The organism is Runella sp. MFBS21, assembly GCF_029433105.1.
Lineage (GTDB): Bacteria > Bacteroidota > Bacteroidia > Cytophagales > Spirosomataceae > Runella.
Genome location: NZ_JARNTW010000001.1, coordinates 748872 through 767324, shown reverse-complemented (window position 1 = coordinate 767324; position 18453 = coordinate 748872). Strand labels below are relative to the sequence as shown.

Here is an 18453-nt window from a genome sequence, read left to right as displayed (position 1 = left end):
ACTAGGCTTAGTATCGGCTTCACTTTTATAGAGAATTCATTTGGCCTCACAATAGTTTCCGTACTTTCTATCTCCTTTAGCATTTTTTATACGGTAAATATAACGAGTTTCGTCAGAAATTAGTTGTTTTGAAATCATTCCTCAAAAGCTCCACAATATGCAATTACACGTTATAGACGCAGGGCATTTCAAACTCGACGGCGGCGCGATGTTTGGTGTAGTACCCAAAACTATCTGGAATCGGGTGATTCCTGCCGACGAAAACAATCTTTGTAGCTGGGATATGCGATGTTTGCTCATTGAAGACGGCAATCGCCTAATGCTAGTGGATACAGGTATGGGCAACAAACAAGACCTCAAATGGCAAGCTTTCTACTACCGACACGGCGAAGGAGATTTGGTAAAATCGATACAAAAAGCAGGATTTGGAGTAGACGAAGTCACTGATGTTATTTTTTCACATTTACATTTTGATCACTGCGGTGGTGGGGTCGAATGGAAAGCCGACCGTTCGGGCTACCAAACTACTTTCCCGAATGCGCACTATTGGACGCATTCGGACCACTGGAACACCGCTAATTTTCCAAACGCTCGCGAAAAAGCTACTTTTTTCAAGGAAAATATTTTACCGATTCAAGAAGCAGGACAACTTCGATTTTCTGACGAATTTGACAATCCTTTTGGCCCCCACGTTACTCCTATTTATGTAGATGGACATACCGAAAAAATGACCATGCTCAAAATAGCCTACAAAGGTCAAACGGTGGTGTTTATGGCTGATACCATTCCGTCGCACGCGCATCTGCCACTACCTTATGTGATGGGCTATGATGTAAGGCCGCTCGAAACCATGAAAGAAAAAGAAGCACTTTTAAAAGAAGCCTTGGAGCATGACTATCTCCTATTTTTTGACCATGACCCCCTCTTTGACTGCTGTACAGTAGAAATGACCGAAAAAGGTATTAGAGCCAAAAACAAGGGTTTGTTGGGCGATTTTATATAAAAAAATTCCCTCTCTTTGCAAGGGAGGGAATTTTTAAAACTAATTTTTAAGAGATACCTATTGTTGTTCAAACTCACCGACAGCTCTGAGTTCTACATCTTCACCCACTACGGCGGCGGGCATACCACCTACGCCAAAGTCAGTGCGTTTGATAGTTCCTGTAATTTTGAAGCCTGCTTTGGGCTTCTGAGTACGCATGTTTTTGCCCATACCAAGGAGGGTCATCTCCAAAGTCACGGGTTTAGTAACGCCTTTCAAGGTCAAGTCGCCCGTCAATTTGTATTTTTTAGCATCTATTTTGGAGATAGAAGTACTTTTAAAAGTCAGTTTGGGATGTTTCTCTACGTCAAACCCACTCGCACCTTTGAGGTCTTTGTCGCGGTTGTCGTTGTCGGTATTGAGGCTATTGACATCAGCTGATACTTCAAAAACCGCATCCGAAAAATCTTCTTTGGAAGACTTGATCGTAGCATCGAAAGTTTTGAAGTTGCCATCCACTTCCGAAATCATCAAGTGTGTCACCGTAAAGCCTAATTTTGAGTGAGCCTTATCTACATTCCAAGTTTGCGCAAAAGAGGCAAATGACACCAAAAGGGCGGCTACAAAAGTGATTTTTTTCATTGATTGTATAGGTTTTGTGATAAGATAGGAAAAAATAGTAATATGCAAATCAAGCACAATATACGTTTTATCTTTTCTATAAATCGACCATTTCACAAAATACCTCTACCATTTGCTAAAATAAAGGTGTTGTTACATTTATTTTTAGCGCGACATCCTCATCGCAATACCTTGGTCACGAAGATATGTTTTAAGAACGGGAATATCGATTTCTTTGAAATGGAAAATACTCGCTGCTAAACCAGCATCAGCATAGCCGGTCATAAAAACATCATAAAAATGGGCCATTGTGCCAGCTCCCCCTGAGGCAATGACGGGAATATTGGCCGCTGACGAAATCGCCGCAGTGAGCTCTAAGGCAAAGCCATTTTTGGTACCATCGGTATCCATTGACGTCAAGAGTATTTCGCCCGCGCCTCTTTCTTCTACTTCTTTGGCCCAAGCCAATGTACGAAGTTCGGTAGGTTTACGACCGCCATGTGTATGCACGATGTCAATCATTTCTTCGCCGTTTTCGGTCTGAACAGCGATGTTGCGCGTATCTATTGCCACCACAATACACTGACTACCAAATTCTAACGCCAGCTCATTGATAAGACCAGGATTGCGCACCGCAGCCGAATTAATCGAAACCTTATCAGCTCCTGCATTTAGTAAGGCTGATACATCGGCTTTAGAGGAAATACCACCTCCTACGGTAAAGGGGATATTGATGGTATGCGCCACCCGACGAACCAATTCCAAAAGTGTGCTACGCCCCTCGACCGTGGCCGTAATATCCAAGAATACCAATTCGTCGGCACCCTGTTCGGCATAGATAGCGGCAAGCTCTACGGCATCGCCTGCATCGCGAAGGTTCACAAAATTAACGCCTTTGACGGTGCGTCCATCTTTTACATCCAAACAAGGAATGATACGTTTTGTAAGCATAAGGGTACTTAATATTTCGTAAAATTTACTTTTTCCATCATCCGTTCGGGGCGAGCCAAAGCCGTAAAACCGTACTGCTCATACAGCCCATGGGCATCGGCTGTGGCCAACGACCATTTTCTAAATCCCTGAAATTCGGGGGTTTGATTAAAGATACAATCCATCAACCATTTCGATAGCCCTTGTCCTCGGTACTCTTCCAACACAAACACATCTGCCAAATAGCCATAGGTAGCAAAATCAGTCACCACCCGTGCAAAGCCGATTTGATACTTCCCTTCATAGACACCATAAACTACCGAATTTTGTATCGAACGCTCAATCATAGCGCGAGGAATATTTTCGGCCCAGTACGAGCGTGATGATAGATAGCTGTGAATCAAATCAATGTCTAATTTTGATTTGTCGGTAGAAATCAAAAAGGGTTCTTTTGAAAACTCATAGGAGAAAGAATCGAGCAAAGACATAGTTTGGTAGGCCTAATGATACCGCAAAGAACTGAAAAAAAGGCGGTATTCCCCAAAGACCTTACTTGTCAATTTTTCTTTTAAAATCCCTACTTTAGTTTTGACTCAATGACTCTTTCCTTTGTCCAAAATTTTGCACAAAACGTCCGTAAGGGGCTTTGCATACTTGGTAAGGTTTTTTGGAGAGTCGAGCCGCACAGCCTAAATGAGTCATCGTGGAGTCTAACATGGCACGGCGATGAGAAGGAGACCTGAGCCATTCATCGATTGCCGTTTGGGCAAATCCTGCGTAAGTGTAAGGATGAAAGAGATGTTTGGAATCACAATCCATGTACTCAAAACTACCGTCTCTTTTGCGGCGGCAGCAATATTGCTCAGGGGTGTCTATTACTTGATATTGGCCTATGTTTTCGGCTTTACGTGGAAACTCCCACGTATGAAAACCTACTCTTTCATTGAGGGTAGCAAGGGCCGGACTGTAGGGATGATTGTGTCCATAAAAGTCCATTTGAATCATGTCTTTCGCAAAATTTTCGGCAGATAGATGCAGTCCCACCGCATAGCTTAGGGGTTTTAAGCCTCTATTCATCCGTTCTCGATTTGTCAAATGAAAAATCGTAGCATCGAGGAGTTTATAATCAGGTTCATAGACATTTACAGGTTGTTGCAAAGCCCCTAAACGAACAAACTCCTTGGTCGTAAGCTCATGATAATCCAAAGGTTTGGGTTGAAAAGCACTCCCTAAACAAATGAGAAGTAAAAAAACAATCATCCTAAACATGGCTATATCGTATTTTTTACATATAAAATCTAAAAATAATCAATTTTCATCAATAAAAACACTTTACAAAAATTCTTGATGCTTACAAAATAAGGAAAAGTTTTTATAGGTTTTTCTATTGTCCAACAACAAAATAAAAACACAATATACTGATAATCAAACCACAACCTATTAATAGAGGCATTTTTAAATTATCAAATAACTTTTCAAACGCTGAGCTTGTCTTTTTGTGGTAACTTTGCACCTCCAAAAGTGAGGGCTTGTTTTGGAATCAACATTTAGAAATCCATAATGCATCAATAGTTTTCGGAATTCATTGATTACCAATGTGTATTCTAAAGAAAAGACATTCTCAAACAACCCGACAAAAACAACCAAGATTTACAAAATTTCATGTCAGTAAGAGTTCGTTTTGCCCCCAGTCCTACCGGCCCTCTCCATATTGGAGGGGTTCGCACGGCTTTATACAATTATTTATTTGCTCGCAAAAATGGCGGCAAGATGCTTCTTCGCATCGAAGATACCGATCAAAACCGCTACGTACCAGGCGCCGAAGCTTACATTTTAGAAGCCTTGGCATGGATAGGGATTCAAATCGACGAAGGACAAGGCGTAGGCGGCCCTCACGCCCCTTATCGTCAGTCTGAGCGTAAAGAGATGTATCGCCAATACGCCGAGCAACTCATAGCAGCAGGCAAGGCTTATTATGCTTTCGATACTGCCGACGAAATCGAAGCCATGCGCAAGCGTCTCGAAGAAGCAGGAGCCGATGCCGCCCAATACAACGCCATTACGCGCCTTCAAATGACCAATTCGCTCACATTGTCGGCTGAAGAAGTACAACAACGCATTGCCAAGGGCGACCCTTATGTAATTCGTATCAAAATCGACCCCAAACAAGAAATTCGTTTCAAAGACATCATTCGCGAGTGGGTATCGGTACATGCTTCTACCCTCGACGATAAAGTGCTTCTCAAATCAGACGGTATGCCTACCTACCATTTGGCCAATATCGTGGATGACCATTTGATGGAAATCACGCACGTTATCAGAGGAGAAGAGTGGCTTCCGTCGGCACCATTGCATGTATTGATGTACCAATATTTTGGATGGAAAGCTCCCCAATTTGCGCATTTGCCGCTTTTGCTCAAGCCCGAAGGCAATGGCAAACTCTCCAAACGAGATGCCGATTTGGGTGGATTCCCGATTTTTCCCCTCCAATGGACCGACCCCAATACGGGTATAGTGGCTAGAGGCTTCCGCGAAGATGGCTACCTCAAAGATGCCGTCGTCAACTTCTTGGCTTTTCTAGGCTGGAATCCCGGCACCGACCAAGAGCTATTTAGTATGGATCAACTTATCGAAGCCTTTTCGCTAGAGCGTATCCATAAAGCAGGGGCACGTTTTGATATTACCAAAGCCAAGTGGTTTAATCAACAATACCTAAAAGGCACTTCCAATGAAGCATTGGGTGAAATCCTCCAAAACAATGGCCAATGGCCTGCGGATACTTCCTTGGATTTGGACAAAGTGGTGGCTCTCATGAAAGACCGCGTCACTTTCCCGCAGGAAATTTTGAGCGAAGCTGCGTTTTTGTTTACGCCTCCTGCTACTTATGAAGAAGCCGTGGCAACTAGCAAATGGAATACCGATGCCCAAAAGGCCGTTGCGGCTTACATAGAAGACCTTAAAATATTTGAAGGTGATTTCTTGGCAGAGTCTGCGAAGGCAATTTGGGCGGCGGCGGCAGAGCGCGTAGGGGTAAAGATGGGCAAGGTAATGCAAGCCTTGCGCTTGGCCGTAACAGGCGCTGGACACGGCCCTGATTTGATGCTTACTATGGAAATTTTAGGAAAACAAGAAGTCATCGCTCGCTTGGAAAAAGCGCTAGCCACTTTATCATAATATAATCATCATATGCTTACCAATTACCACAGCCACAGCCATTATTGTGACGGCAAAGGTTCGTTGGAAGAACAAGTACAAGGCGCGATAGCTCAGGGGCTTCGCGCCTTTGGGTTTTCGTCGCACTGCCCCGTTTGGTTTGACAATCAATGGAGTATGAAAGCCGAACGCCTACCCCAATACCTGGCCGAAACCCAAGCTCTCAAACTCAAATACGCCGACCAAATTGAGCTTTATCAAGGGCTTGAAGTCGATTTTATCCCCAACGACCCCGGTTTACAGCCCCTAGGTCCGAGTCATTTTCCGATGCTTGATTATTGCGTAGGTTCAGTTCACTACGTAGGACTTAATCAATTTGGACAGCCTTGGGAAATCGACGGTAGCTCGGTTGAGTTTTTAGAATGCCTCGACAGTTTGTATCATTCCGATATTCAACCGGTTATTAAGAAATACTACGGCATCATCCGAGAAATGGTCGAAACCGACCCACCTCAAATAGTGGGGCATTTGGACAAAATCAAAATGCACAATGAAGCGAGACTATTGTTTGAAGAAACAGAAGCATGGTACGTAGAAGAAGTAGAACAAACGCTTCAGACGATTCAAAAGGCGGGATTGATTGTGGAAATCAATACCCGTGGCAATTACAAACGCGGCTTGGATTTATATCCTTCGGGCTGGATTATCAGGCGAATGAAACAGCTTAACATCCCTATTTGTATCAATTCCGATAGTCATCGTCCCCAAGAAATCACCGCCTCTTATCCCTTGGCATTGGCCACTGCCAAAGAAGCAGGCTATGAAGAAATACGGGTACTGTTAGGAGGAAAATGGCAAGATGTGAGTCTCTAGCGAGGTTTTAGTGCCCAAATGTATATTGAATTTTATAGGTTTTTCCGTCATCTATAAAAGTTTCCATTACTTTCAAAGAAGTAGCACTCAGTTCTTGAATACTCCAAACAAAACTGTTCTGGCCCTTACCTTCTTCAATGATTCTAATGGAAGCTTCCTCATTTTCAAATTTCCACGTCCCTTGTGCATAAATTTGCGAGTCTCCAATGTTACATATGGTAGCGCCTTCTTCGTGGGTAAATTTGCTGGCCACCGAAAACACCCAAACATCATCGCGCCAACACTCGGGAGTCCTCGTAAAATAATCGTCTCCTATCAAAACCCCTATTCCGAAAATATCATAGGAAGGCGAAATAGTCCCTCCTACCCATTTCCATTTTTGAGAAGTCAACAGTTCAATTTTTGAAGGAATTGGCGCTTCTTTCTGACACGAAAGCAGCGAAAGTAAGCAAAGAAGTACGAGTAAATTTTTCTTCATGTTGGGAAAGGTTCAGATGGTGATATCAATCTCCTACTCCTTCTACTTCACACTAAAACCACCTCATTGTCAATCATCTTCAAACAAATCTAAGTTTTTATTTGGATGATTACAATGAGGTAGCAAAAGAAAAATCAGTCGTCCTCGCCCAGTTCAAAAATAGCTTCTACGGGCTTGGCAAAATAGCGTGCGATTTTAAAGGCCAACACCGCCGACGGAACGTATTTGTTAGCTTCGATGGCATTGATGGTTTGGCGCGATACGCCTACGGCGGCGGCTAAATCAGCTTGCGTAATCCGCTTGATGGCACGCTCTACGTGAATTGTGTTTTTCATGCGGCAGTCCTCCTTTCTTCCAAATAAGGCTTCACGTACACTATCCAGTGAAAACGCGCCAAAAATACTAACGGAGCCGTGAGCATATTCCACGACAATACCACATAAAATGCCAACCCGTACGACAACCACACCGACAGAAAAAACGCGGCTAAGTGTACATAAAAAGCCCAAAGCAAGGATTCGAGCCGTACTTTCATAATCCACTCATCATCGGTACGCTCGCGTGAGAAGGCCACAAAGAAAAAACCAATCGCCGTCAAAGCCATCAAAATTTCGCCTGCCAAGTCGTTGGTAGGGCCGTCCAAAAACTCACTCAAGCTGCCTTTTTCGGCAACTCTAATGGTAGTCCACGCCGACAAAAAATGATCCCCAGAAAAAAAACTAAGCGCAGAGCTTACCTCTAACATACCTAAAATAGTCAAAATCAATGCGGGTGCAAAGATAAGCCATCCGAGACGTTTGAAACGATTGGGCAAAAGTAATTTGGTGTCCATAGCTGTTAATAGGTTGATTTTAATTTCCGATCTAAATGTAAAGCAAACTTTACATTTAAGCAAATATTTTTGACATTAAGTCAAAAATAAAAGCGCGCCGTAAAATTTACAGCGCGCTTGCTAGGGTGGGTTGTCGAAAATTATTGATTGAAAAGCACCTCCTTTACTATTCGGCTCCTGCTTCTCCCGCCGCACCTGGATAGGTAACCTTGGCAATCTCTTGGTCAATCGTATAACGACCGATACCTTCTTCGCCAATCACATCAAACAATTCGACCTGACGGCGAGCGATGTATTCTTCTTCGATTTGCTCTTTCACAAACCACTGCATGAAGTTTTCGGTAGCATAGTCATCATGACGGCGGGTCAATCCGACGATGCGGTTGATTGACTGCGAAACGGCAATTTCTTGCTCCAAGGCCGTTTCGAACACACTACGAAAAGTGGGGTATTCTTGGGGGATATTGGTCACTTCGGGAGTAATAGCTACGCCACCCATATCGCTAATGTATTTGAATATTTTGAGCATGTGCCCCCGCTCTTCTTCTGCTTGTGTGAAGAAAAAATCGGCACTGTTTGAGTAGCCATTACGGTCCAACCACGCCGCCATCGCCAAGTATTTAGAAGAAGACTCTGCTTCCATTTTTACTTGGGCATTGAGGGCGATTTGCAATTCTTCTTTGAGGGAAGTCCGAAGACGCATCAGATCTTTCATCGTATCGTTAAATTTTTGATTTCTACATTGATTATTCAACAATATTACAATCTTCGGGCCAATATTGTTCTATTTCTGGGGGTTTCGCCCAAAATTTGGAATGAGTCTGAATTTGCATATTCGACTCGTGTATCTGTATTTAGCATGAAGCCACAAATACTTAGAAAGGTACATAAGAATTCTGCTTGACTTAGAAGATACGTTGGAAAATGGAACTGTATCGCTTGAGATTTAGCTCAAAAACTTACTTTTACCATGAAAATCCAAAGTTTAATTTTTGATTTTCATGGAGCTGATTACGTCCTAAAAAGGATTTGTAATTGCTCAGGTCAATGAAAGCTACCGAGTAGAAGCGAGTATTTTAGTTTGTGCTTTAGAGGCATTTTTGAATGATTTTTTACCACAATTGCTACAGTCATAACCAACAATTCAATTTGTTTCTTACTTTATCTGCCCGCAGCCACCAGTCTGAATTACTAGATTCTACTCATACTTCCTACTTAGCCTAAAATTTTAAGGTAGATAGTGAGGGTTATTGTCATTTAGTAGCAGATAGTGTCATTCGTCAAATTTCCCAATCAACTTATTTGTCAAGTGAAATTTTTAAAAACCTTCCTTTTCATTTTGACTTTTATAAGTCAGCAATCCATCGCCCAAAACACCGCCAAACCTTGGACGTATTGGTGGTGGATGGGGAGTACCGTCACCGAAAGCGATATTACTTGGCAGCTCGAAAATTTTGCCAAAGCAGGGCTGGGTGGCGTACATATCATTCCTATTTATGGGGTCAAAGGACTCGAACAGCAGGCGATTCCTTTCTTAAGCCCTCGTTGGATGCAAGTACTTACGCATACCATCCGCGAAGGCAAACGCCTTGGGCTAGGAGTAGATATGACCACGGGTACGGGCTGGCCTTTTGGCGGCCCCAACGTGACACCTGACTTGGCTGCTAAAAAATGGCAGTATAACAACGGCAAATTTGAAAGCGTACTTACCAAGCAGGCCGTCAAACGCGCCGCGCCGGGTGGAGCTGGACTCGTACTTGACCCCTTTCTCGAAAATGCAATCCCCCGTTATGTACAACGGTTTGATTCGGCTTTTGCAACCATCAAAGAACTCCCCCGTGCCATGTACAACGACTCTTACGAAGTATATGGTGCCAATTGGACCACCGATTTTCTGGAACAATTCCGAAAACGCCGTGGCTATGATTTGCAAAACCAATGGGCGGCCTTTACCGATACCACCACCGCTTTGGTCAAAATCGATTATCATCAAACACTTGCGGAGCTTTTACACGAAAATTACGCCAAAAAATGGACGGATTGGTCGCGCACCAAAGGCTTCTTGACGCGCTATCAAGCGCATGGCTCCCCCGGAAACTTACTAGATCTCTATGCCGAAGCCGATATTCCCGAAACGGAGTCTTTTGGTAGTAGTCAGCTGCCTATCAAGGGATTGCGAGTAGACGAACAATACGAAGTAGATCGCTACGGCACGCCCAATGCCTTAGCGATGAAATTTGCGAGTTCGGCGGCTCACCTTACGGGCAAAAAATGGGTGAGTTCGGAAAGTACTACTTGGCTTGCCAATCATTTCAAGGTATCGCTTTCACAAATCAAACCGCAAATTGACGAACTTTTTACGGCAGGTATCAATCACGTATTTTACCACGGTACTACTTACACCCCAAAAAATGAAGCCTATCCAGGGTGGCTTTTTTATGCTTCTACCAACTACGGCGTACATTCTCATTTTTGGAAACACTATCCCTTGTTAAATAAATACATCGAGCGGTGCCAAGAAATACTGCAAAACAGCCAACCCGACAACGACCTTTTGGTGTATTTTCCCATTCATGATTTGTGGGCCACCAAAGCCCGCGCCAGCGGAGGTATTCACCTTTTGGAAGTACATCATGTGGATAAGTGGCTACTTAAACTACCTTTTGGACAACTGAGTGATTGGCTTTGGAAAAATGGTTTTTCTTTTGATTTTATTTCCGACAATCAGCTTCAGCAATGGAACCCTTCTACTTTGCCCAAATACAAAACTATCCTTGTGCCTGCCACTACCTACCTGCCCGAAACCACTCTTGCACGTCTTCAGGCCTTGGCACAAGCAGGTGTAAAGGTGGTGTTTATGGAACATTTGCCGATGCAACCTACGGGCTTTTTGCAACAGACCCAAAGGAATGAAGTCTTTCAAAAAAATCTGACAAATTGGACACAAAATGCACCTTCGATAGTACCCACTTTTGATAATCTTGAAAAAACACTTTCTTCTTTGAATATCAAACAAGAACAATGGGCTAAAAATGGCTTGCGTTATATTCGCAAAACTGAAAATGGGAAAGTGATTTATTTTATTGCCAACCAAAACCAAACCTTTGAAGAAGGCTGGATTACCCTCGCTAGTGCGGCCAAAGGCGTGAATCTTTATAATCCTTTGACCCATGAATCTCGGCCTTTGGCTACCCAAACAGTAGCGGGCAAAACCCAAGTATATCTGCGCCTGCTGTCGGGAGAATCTTGTTTTTTGAAACTTAATGACACTCCCAGCTCTACCACGACCTCATCCACTCGCCTACCTGTGCCTTCATTTGGCTTAGACGGAAAATGGAAGATTGAATTTTTGGAAGGCAGACCTTTTCTTCCTAAAGCAGCGGTCATGGACAAACCCAGCTCTTGGGCTTCCCTTTCCGATTCGGCGAGTTATTTTTCGGGAACAGCCCGCTATTCTTTAACTTTTAATTTGCCTCCTAACTTTCCAATAAATCGCAAATTTGTACTTGATTTAGGAGATGTGCGCGAAGTAGCGGAGGTAACTATCAATGGTAAAAAAATCGGGACGGCTTGGTGCTTGCCGTTTAGGCTGGAAATTCCCGCCAACACGCTCAAAACTAACAAAAATACCCTCCAAATCGAAGTCACAAATTTGGCGGCCAACTATATGCGTCTGAGAGATACCCAAAAACCCGATTGGAAAAAATTCCAAGAAATCAACATGGTAGATATTCAATATAAGCCTTTTGATGCTTCCAAATGGCAAGCCATGCCATCGGGGCTATTGAATGATGTTAAACTTGAAACTTCCAAAGATTAATTAATTTTTAATTGGCTTTTGCAACGAACATTCTCAATCCAGCGTAAGTTTACATAGAATAGATAATCGTATTCGTTTTTATGGCTGTTAGAGAGAGAAATCGCTGTTGGTATTACCGACAGCGATTTTTTATTATGGTCTTCAAAGGGCTTATTCCCTATAATTTTTGTAAATTATGTGACTTCTTAGCGTTCTTTGCGTTTCAAAATTATGGATACCATAGCGCATAAGTTCTACAATGACCAATATACCTCCTAGCAAAGAAAACATCCTCAAACAATATTTCGGGTATGATACTTTCCGCCCACTCCAAGCCGAAATCATTGACTGGGTATCAGCTGGCAATGATTGCATGGTTTTGATGCCTACAGGGGGCGGGAAATCGGTCTGTTATCAAGTTCCAGCCATGATAAAAGAAGGTATTACGCTGGTAGTATCGCCATTGATAGCACTCATGAAAGACCAAGTCCAAGCCCTCCGTGCTAATGGTATAGAAGCTGCCTATCTGAATAGTACACTTACGTCTTCCGAACAGTACGCTATTGAACGTAAATGCCATGCTGGAGTCATCAAACTACTTTATATTGCACCCGAAAAGCTTTTGGCCGCAAGTTCGTTGGATTTTGTAAGGGCACTCAAAGTCAATCTTATTGCGATCGATGAGTCGCATTGTGTCTCCGTGTGGGGTCATGATTTTCGGCCTGAATATACCCAACTTCATATTCTCAAAGCAGCTTTTCCCGAAGTTCCGATGATTGCCCTCACCGCCACCGCCGACCGTGTCACGCGCCGAGATGTGCTTAAGCAATTGGGAATTCCAGAAGCCAGAATTTTTGAAGCTTCTTTTGACCGCCCTAATTTATCCCTCAATGTATTGCCAGGCCGTAATCGCCTGAAAATCATTGAGCAATTTATCAACGATCATCCCAATCAATCGGGTATCATTTATTGTTTAGCCCGTAAAACGACCGAAGATATTGCTCAAAAACTTCGCGCAAAAGGCATCAATGCGCGGCATTATCACGCCAAAATGCCCGCCGACGAACGCTCGCAAGTACAAGACGCGTTTATCAAAGACGATGTTCAAATCATGGTGGCTACCATTGCTTTTGGTATGGGGATAGACAAATCCAACGTACGCTGGATTATGCACTACAATATGCCTGGCAATGTGGAGAGTTTTTACCAAGAAATCGGGCGAGCAGGGCGCGACGGTCTCCGCGCCGATACGCTGCTTTTTTACAGCTTTGCCGACTGGATGATGCGCCGCGAGATGATTACAAATTCTGAACTACCTGCCCACCTCAAAGACATTCAATTTGCCAAGCTCGACCGCATGAAACAGTACGCCGAGGCCGACCACTGTCGCCGTCGTATTTTATTGAGTTATTTTAATGAGGCCGTTGACAAAGACTGTGGGAATTGTGATGTTTGTCGCAATCCTCGTTCTAAATTTGACGCGACGGTTTCGGCCCAAAAAGCACTTTCGGCCATAGCTCGCACTGACCAAAAAATCGCTATGGGCTTGCTGATAGATGTGCTTCGTGGTTCGCACAACCGAAATGTAACCGAACGCGGCTACGACCGCATCAAGACTTTTGGCGTAGGTCGCGACCTACGCGCCGAAGAATGGGCCGAATACCTCACCCAAATGCTTAATTCAGGAATCATGGACATCGCCTACGACGAAGCCCACGCCCTCAAACTCAACGAACTTTCGTGGCAAGTGCTGCGCAACGAACGAAAGGTGCAGCTAGTACGATTTGAATCGTACGAAGAAAAACGAAAACGCCAAGAAGAACAGGCCGAACCCGTGAAGACTAAGAAAGAGGTAATCAGAGATGAGCTTTTTGAGCGACTTCGAAAGGTAAGAAAGCGATTGGCCGAAGAAGAGAATGTTCCTCCTTTCGTAGTATTTTCGGATGCGACCCTCGCCGACATGGCCGAAAAACGCCCAATCAATCGCATTCAGATGCTACAAGTATCGGGCGTAGGTGAGGCTAAATTTGCGCACTATGGCGCGGATTTTATCAATGAGATTTTGGAATATGCTCGCTCCAAAACCCAGCCAGGTACGCGTGTAGTGAGTGGCATGACTTACATCGAGACGCTCGACTTGTACAAACAAGGATTTACGCCCAGTCAGATTGCACAAAGGCGCAATTTGAACGAATTGACCATTTTTTCACATTTGGCAAAATTGTATGAAGACGGCAACGAGATTGACCTCTGGCAGTATCTCACCAAAAGCGAATATCGGACTATTAGCAAAGCTGCCGAGCATCTTCAAATCACTCAAGGTGCGGCTCTTAAGCCCCTTTTTGAGCATTTAGAAGGTGTATATGAATATTATAAACTCCGTATCGTGCTTGCTATTTGGAATAAGAATAACGAACTCTAAATAAATATCGGTTTAAATTTTCATTCTTGTTGTTTTATTTTTTATCAGAAAAAACAAAAAATTCTCTAAAGGTTTCAACGAAATAGACACCTAATTTTGGGATAATTTAAAAACTTTAAATAGTTTCATCGAACCCCTATTTATTCTCGACAATACAATTACTTTGACAGCGATAAGATTATTGTATTTTTGTTAATAGATGATTAATGACAATAAAAATCCTAAAAATAACTAAGGCGTTAATCGGGTACATTTATTCTATGTATTACTACTTTAGCATGTTAATAAATAAATGAGAAAGGCGTTCCTGACTCATATCATCCTACTCCTTATGTCCTTTTGTAGTACTGCACAAAAGGCAACATTTGAGTTTTTTACTACGGCAAATGGACTAGCCGGCAACCACACGTCTTCAGTCACACAAGATGATCAGGGGTTTATCTGGTTTCTCAATGAGAGCAAACTCCATCGGTATGATGGACGAAACTTTGTCATTCATCCCATTCCGAAAGAATTATCCATAGGTAACGAATCACTGGTAGGATTAGCTTCGTGGCAAGATTCTCTGCTCTTTGTATGGAGTGAGCATTTTCTATTCCTTTTTAATCCCAAAACAGGGAACTGGCAACCTCTCAAACTACCTAAATCGAATATTCCCAATGACGGGAGTCGAATCTGGGTAAGACCCGGTCACGGGGACTTTGTATTGAACCGGGTAAAAAAAGACTTTTTGAAAATCCATAAGCCACATCCTCAGGATAACAAATTAGGAACTGTTCTTAACTCAACCAATCCACTCTTGTTAAATACCTATTATTGGGAGGGAAGTGCCTCATATGATTATGGCTTAATGTGCCAAGATACAGTTTATCATTTGAGCAAATCAGGACAGATTAAGACAATAACATTGCTAGACAATATCTGTAAGAACTGCTTTTTTCTTTCTTTTCAATTTGCTTCGGATGGCAATTTGGTCATGCTGTCAAACAAACAATTTTATCAGTTAGACAAAACAATAAATAGATTTGTTCCACACCCTGCTAATCGTTTTTTACAATCCGGTTCCAGTTTTTTACTTCAGTTTATCTTAGAAAAAAACGGTAGTATTTGGGCTTGTGGACCTGATAGAACCCTCATTTATTATGATGTCGTAAAGGATACTTTATATAATTTTCAGGATGAACTAAAACAGCTACTACCCAACCGGAATGATTTTATGGGGCTGTTTCAGGACAAAACCGGAATTGTATGGGTAGATACACGCCTAGGATTACTCAAAGTAACACCTCAAACCAATCCATTTGAGAAATATTTTGATGGGTTAAATCCAACTAACGCACACTATAGCTTCCGAGGTTTTACTGAAGATAATCAGGGAATGATTTATGGAATGTATTATGATGGAATAGTCCGCTTTGATCCTAACCGCAAAAAATCATCAAAAACCTATACCTTCAACCCTCTGCTTAGTTTATTCGACCTTTCGGCAGAAGGGGAAAAAATCTGGATCAATGGCTGGCAATTATTAAATCCAAAGTCAGGCAAGGTAAGCAATATACCCAGCCCACTTCGTGAAAATTCTTTTTCAGATAATGGTTTTTTCGCCAAAGAAAAAGATGGAACGCTATGGTGGGCTTCTCATTATCTATTGTATCGCTTGCATAAATCAGCGACGGGATTTTATTGGACAAAAGAGTTAGAGCTAACCGAAAAATTTTTTAATAAGACCGAAGCACTGCATTATGGAACAAAAACTGGGAAACTTTGGCTTAGCTTTAATGGTAAATTGCTACAATACGACCCTCGCACGAAACAACAACAATGGTTTGATCCCAAGACTTGGAATTTATCCCTCACTCGTATTACAGTGATTGAAGAAGACCAAAGCGGAAAACTTTGGTTAGGAACAGATACTGGACTTGTGCAGGTCGATCCTATCAAAGGTACGACAAAACAATATACTGTCCATGACGGCTTACCTAACGATTTTATCTGTGGCTTGTTGACAGAAGGCGACTCCTGCTTATGGTTAAGTACCAATCATGGCCTTTCCCGTTTTCATATCCCAACCAAAACATTTATTAATTTTTTTGAAGGAGATGAATTAACCCACAACGAGTTTAATCGAAAATCTTACTTTAAATCTCGCAATGGCCGAATGTATTTTGGAGGCATGAGGGGAATCAATGCCTTTTTTCCAAAAGAGGTAATGCAAGCTTATCAGAATAGAAATCGAGGAGCTAACATGGTACTTACTTCTATTGAATATACCGACGAACGTCAAGATACTGTATTTCGGGAAACCAAATTTGCTAATCATCCCGAAATACACTTCAATCATTGGAATTGGTCTTACACATTTGAGTATGCTCTTACTGATTATGCAAACCCAGAAGAAACCCTTTACAGCTATAAAATGGAAGGTTACAAAGACAGTTGGTCTCCTCCTTCCAAATACAACTTTACTCGCTTCAACAACCTGCCCAGTGGCCATTATATTTTTCGGGTAAAGGCTCGTGATAGCCGAGGCCGATGGAGTCCGCATGAGTTGGTCGTAAATGTGGTGGTTCATCCCCCATGGTGGCGTACTTGGTGGGCGTATACTATTTATATTTTATTATTTTTAAGTCTTGCTTACACCGTTTATTTATTTCTAAAAAAACGCCTTCTACTGCAAAACGAACTACAAAGAAAACAGGAAGAGACCAGTCGTTTGAAAGAACTAGACCAAGTCAAAAATCGACTTTATACCAATCTTACCCACGAGTTCAGAACCCCGCTCACGGTTATTTTAGGTATGGCGGAGCAAATTCGAGAGCAACCAAAAAAATATCTTGAGGAAGGCACACGACTCATACAATCCAATGGCAAACACCTCTTGCAGCTTATTAATCAATTACTTGATTTGTCTAAACTTGAAAACAAATCGTTTCGACTCAATCTGCAACAGAGCGATATTGTACCTTACCTGCGCTATATTACCGAATCATTCAGATCTTATGCAAATAGTCAGAATCTATCTCTCCGATTTTTTACCAACGTAGAATCATGCGTCATGGATTATGATTCTGAACAAATAAAACAAGTACTGACCAACTTGCTTTCTAACGCATTTAAGTTCACTCCATCGGGAGGTGATATTATGATACGACTGACCAAAAAAGAAGGTCATTTATGCATAGAAATCCAAGACACTGGCATTGGTATAGACGCTAATGAGTTACCGTATATATTCGACCGTTTTTATCAAGTTGATAGTTCTCCTACTCGCCAAAAGGAAGGCACAGGCATTGGGCTAGCTCATGCCCAAGAACTTGTCAAGTTGATGAGAGGCGAAATCATCGTAAAAAGTCAACTTGGTACCGGCAGCTTGTTCACTGTCACTATTCCAATTACCCACCATGCACCTTTCTCCACACCCTTCAATTTTGAACTACCACAAAACCTAAATACTGCCACTCCGTCTTTATTGTCCAACGTATATTTTAATCCCCCACAATCTTCGTTGCCGCAGCTTTTGCTCATCGAAGACAACCACGACGTAGTCGTATATCTCAAATCCTGCCTAGAAGGTTTATATCAGATAAATGTAGCTTACAATGGCAGAATCGGTATTGAAAAGGCACTTGAAACCATACCCGACATCATTATTAGTGATGTAATGATGCCCGAAAAAGACGGTTATCAAGTTTGCGACGCCTTGAAAAACGATGAACGTACCAGCCACATTCCCATTATTTTGTTGACAGCCAAAGCAGGAATAGACGCCAAAATAACAGGGCTAAAACGCGGTGCTGACGCCTACTTAATCAAGCCATTTGATAAGCAGGAGCTATTGGTACAACTGAACGTATTAATTGAAAAACAGAGGCGGCTCATTACCCATTTTTCAAAACTCAACCTTGCCAGAGCCATTGTCGCAGAACCTTCACCCAAATCAAATCACTCCTCCGAAGTGGAAGACTTTGCGCTAGAGGATGCTTTTGTGACAAAAGTGCGAAATATCGTGGCAGAAAACTTTGCGGATGAAACATTTGACTTAACCCAACTTTGCCTCAAAATCGGTATGAGCCGTTCTCAGCTATTTCGCAAAATGAAGGCTCTAATGGACACCTCTCCCTCAGATTTCATTCGTTCTTACCGCCTTAACCAAGCCAAAACATTACTTGAATCAGGAAATTTTAGTGTCTCAGAAGTAGCCTGGCAAACAGGCTATAAAAATCCTAGTCATTTCTCGACCTCTTTTCAAGAAGAGTTTGGCTTCCCGCCCAGTGAAATCAAAAATACCTGATTATCAATACACAAAACAGGGTTTTAGTTAATTCATCTACTGCCTAAAAGCTGTTTTATTGTGGTATGCAAC

General features: G+C 42.5%; 14 protein-coding genes. 6 read left to right on the top strand and 8 right to left on the bottom strand.

Features of this window, described 5'->3' with window-relative positions:
- The first annotated feature begins 157 nt into the window (after nt 1–157).
- A complete protein-coding gene (locus P1X15_RS02995; RefSeq protein ID WP_277336648.1) occupies nt 158–1003 on the top strand; it encodes an MBL fold metallo-hydrolase in 846 nt (281 codons plus the stop codon).
- Between the two features lie 57 nt (nt 1004–1060).
- On the opposite strand, the gene P1X15_RS02990 is transcribed toward P1X15_RS02995, so the two are convergent.
- The 4 genes from P1X15_RS02990 to P1X15_RS02975 form a co-directional block, all read right to left on the bottom strand.
- Entirely contained in the window at nt 1061–1624 is a 564-nt protein-coding gene (locus tag P1X15_RS02990; RefSeq protein ID WP_277336647.1) for a YceI family protein, read from the bottom strand.
- Between the two features lie 144 nt (nt 1625–1768).
- Nucleotides 1769–2554: an imidazole glycerol phosphate synthase subunit HisF gene (gene hisF, locus P1X15_RS02985; RefSeq protein ID WP_277336646.1), complete on the bottom strand. Its 786-nt coding sequence runs from the start codon at nt 2552–2554 to the stop codon at nt 1769–1771.
- Nucleotides 2555–2562: 8 nt separating this feature from the next.
- A complete protein-coding gene (locus tag P1X15_RS02980; RefSeq protein ID WP_277336645.1) occupies nt 2563–3021 on the bottom strand; it encodes a GNAT family N-acetyltransferase in 459 nt (152 codons plus the stop codon).
- Nucleotides 3022–3115: 94 nt separating this feature from the next.
- Nucleotides 3116–3793 (bottom strand): CAP domain-containing protein, encoded by a 678-nt coding sequence (locus tag P1X15_RS02975; protein WP_277336644.1) that lies wholly within the window; start codon nt 3791–3793, stop codon nt 3116–3118.
- A 402-nt stretch (nt 3794–4195) separates the two neighbouring features.
- Here P1X15_RS02975 and gltX point away from each other — a divergent pair, with 402 nt between their 5' ends.
- Together gltX and P1X15_RS02965 are read left to right on the top strand one after the other, a co-directional pair.
- Nucleotides 4196–5707: a glutamate--tRNA ligase gene (gene gltX, locus P1X15_RS02970; RefSeq protein ID WP_277336643.1), complete on the top strand. Its 1512-nt coding sequence runs from the start codon at nt 4196–4198 to the stop codon at nt 5705–5707.
- A gap of 12 nt (nt 5708–5719) precedes the next feature.
- Complete coding sequence (locus tag P1X15_RS02965) at nt 5720–6559, top strand: histidinol-phosphatase (RefSeq protein WP_277336642.1); 840 nt, start codon at nt 5720–5722, stop codon at nt 6557–6559.
- A gap of 7 nt (nt 6560–6566) precedes the next feature.
- On the opposite strand, the gene P1X15_RS02960 is transcribed toward P1X15_RS02965, so the two are convergent.
- The 4 genes from P1X15_RS02960 to P1X15_RS02945 all read right to left on the bottom strand — a co-directional run bounded on the left by P1X15_RS02960 (nt 6567) and on the right by P1X15_RS02945 (nt 8584).
- Nucleotides 6567–7037 carry a hypothetical protein gene (locus P1X15_RS02960; protein WP_277336641.1) on the bottom strand — a complete coding sequence of 157 codons (471 nt, stop codon included), beginning with the start codon at nt 7035–7037 and terminating at the stop codon, nt 6567–6569.
- Nucleotides 7038–7171: 134 nt separating this feature from the next.
- Nucleotides 7172–7372, bottom strand: coding sequence for a helix-turn-helix transcriptional regulator (locus P1X15_RS02955; protein ID WP_277336640.1), 201 nt, complete (start codon nt 7370–7372; stop codon nt 7172–7174).
- Complete coding sequence (locus tag P1X15_RS02950) at nt 7369–7869, bottom strand: hypothetical protein (protein ID WP_051211140.1); 501 nt, start codon at nt 7867–7869, stop codon at nt 7369–7371. The genes P1X15_RS02955 and P1X15_RS02950 overlap by 4 nt, the downstream gene beginning before the upstream one ends.
- A gap of 166 nt (nt 7870–8035) precedes the next feature.
- Nucleotides 8036–8584 (bottom strand): ferritin, encoded by a 549-nt coding sequence (locus P1X15_RS02945; protein ID WP_277336639.1) that lies wholly within the window; start codon nt 8582–8584, stop codon nt 8036–8038.
- Nucleotides 8585–9217: 633 nt separating this feature from the next.
- On the opposite strand from P1X15_RS02945, the gene P1X15_RS02940 reads away from it, so the two are divergent.
- From P1X15_RS02940 to P1X15_RS02930, 3 genes are all read left to right on the top strand, one after another.
- Nucleotides 9218–11689 (top strand): glycosyl hydrolase, encoded by a 2472-nt coding sequence (locus tag P1X15_RS02940; RefSeq protein WP_277336893.1) that lies wholly within the window; start codon nt 9218–9220, stop codon nt 11687–11689.
- 238 nt (nt 11690–11927) lie between these two features.
- Entirely contained in the window at nt 11928–14090 is a 2163-nt protein-coding gene (gene recQ, locus P1X15_RS02935) for a DNA helicase RecQ (protein ID WP_277336638.1), read from the top strand.
- A gap of 292 nt (nt 14091–14382) precedes the next feature.
- The gene (locus P1X15_RS02930) at nt 14383–18381 is read left to right on the top strand and encodes a hybrid sensor histidine kinase/response regulator transcription factor (RefSeq protein WP_277336637.1); all 3999 of its coding nucleotides are present in this window, start codon (nt 14383–14385) and stop codon (nt 18379–18381) included.
- Nucleotides 18382–18453: the final 72 nt, after the last annotated feature.

What these genes read in the sequence shown, in the direction of transcription:
- P1X15_RS02950 (WP_051211140.1), bottom strand. Translation starts at nt 7,869, where the DNA reads ATGGACACCAAATTACTTTTGCCCAATCGTTTCAAACGTCTCGGATGG.
- gltX (WP_277336643.1), top strand. Translation starts at nt 4,196, where the DNA reads ATGTCAGTAAGAGTTCGTTTTGCCCCCAGTCCTACCGGCCCTCTCCAT.
- P1X15_RS02965 (WP_277336642.1), top strand. Translation starts at nt 5,720, where the DNA reads ATGCTTACCAATTACCACAGCCACAGCCATTATTGTGACGGCAAAGGT.
- P1X15_RS02980 (WP_277336645.1), bottom strand. Translation starts at nt 3,021, where the DNA reads ATGTCTTTGCTCGATTCTTTCTCCTATGAGTTTTCAAAAGAACCCTTT.
- P1X15_RS02960 (WP_277336641.1), bottom strand. Translation starts at nt 7,037, where the DNA reads ATGAAGAAAAATTTACTCGTACTTCTTTGCTTACTTTCGCTGCTTTCG.
- P1X15_RS02955 (WP_277336640.1), bottom strand. Translation starts at nt 7,372, where the DNA reads ATGAAAAACACAATTCACGTAGAGCGTGCCATCAAGCGGATTACGCAA.
- hisF (WP_277336646.1), bottom strand. Translation starts at nt 2,554, where the DNA reads ATGCTTACAAAACGTATCATTCCTTGTTTGGATGTAAAAGATGGACGC.
- P1X15_RS02990 (WP_277336647.1), bottom strand. Translation starts at nt 1,624, where the DNA reads ATGAAAAAAATCACTTTTGTAGCCGCCCTTTTGGTGTCATTTGCCTCT.
- P1X15_RS02930 (WP_277336637.1), top strand. Translation starts at nt 14,383, where the DNA reads ATGAGAAAGGCGTTCCTGACTCATATCATCCTACTCCTTATGTCCTTT.
- P1X15_RS02995 (WP_277336648.1), top strand. Translation starts at nt 158, where the DNA reads ATGCAATTACACGTTATAGACGCAGGGCATTTCAAACTCGACGGCGGC.
- P1X15_RS02975 (WP_277336644.1), bottom strand. Translation starts at nt 3,793, where the DNA reads ATGATTGTTTTTTTACTTCTCATTTGTTTAGGGAGTGCTTTTCAACCC.
- recQ (WP_277336638.1), top strand. Translation starts at nt 11,928, where the DNA reads ATGACCAATATACCTCCTAGCAAAGAAAACATCCTCAAACAATATTTC.
- P1X15_RS02945 (WP_277336639.1), bottom strand. Translation starts at nt 8,584, where the DNA reads ATGAAAGATCTGATGCGTCTTCGGACTTCCCTCAAAGAAGAATTGCAA.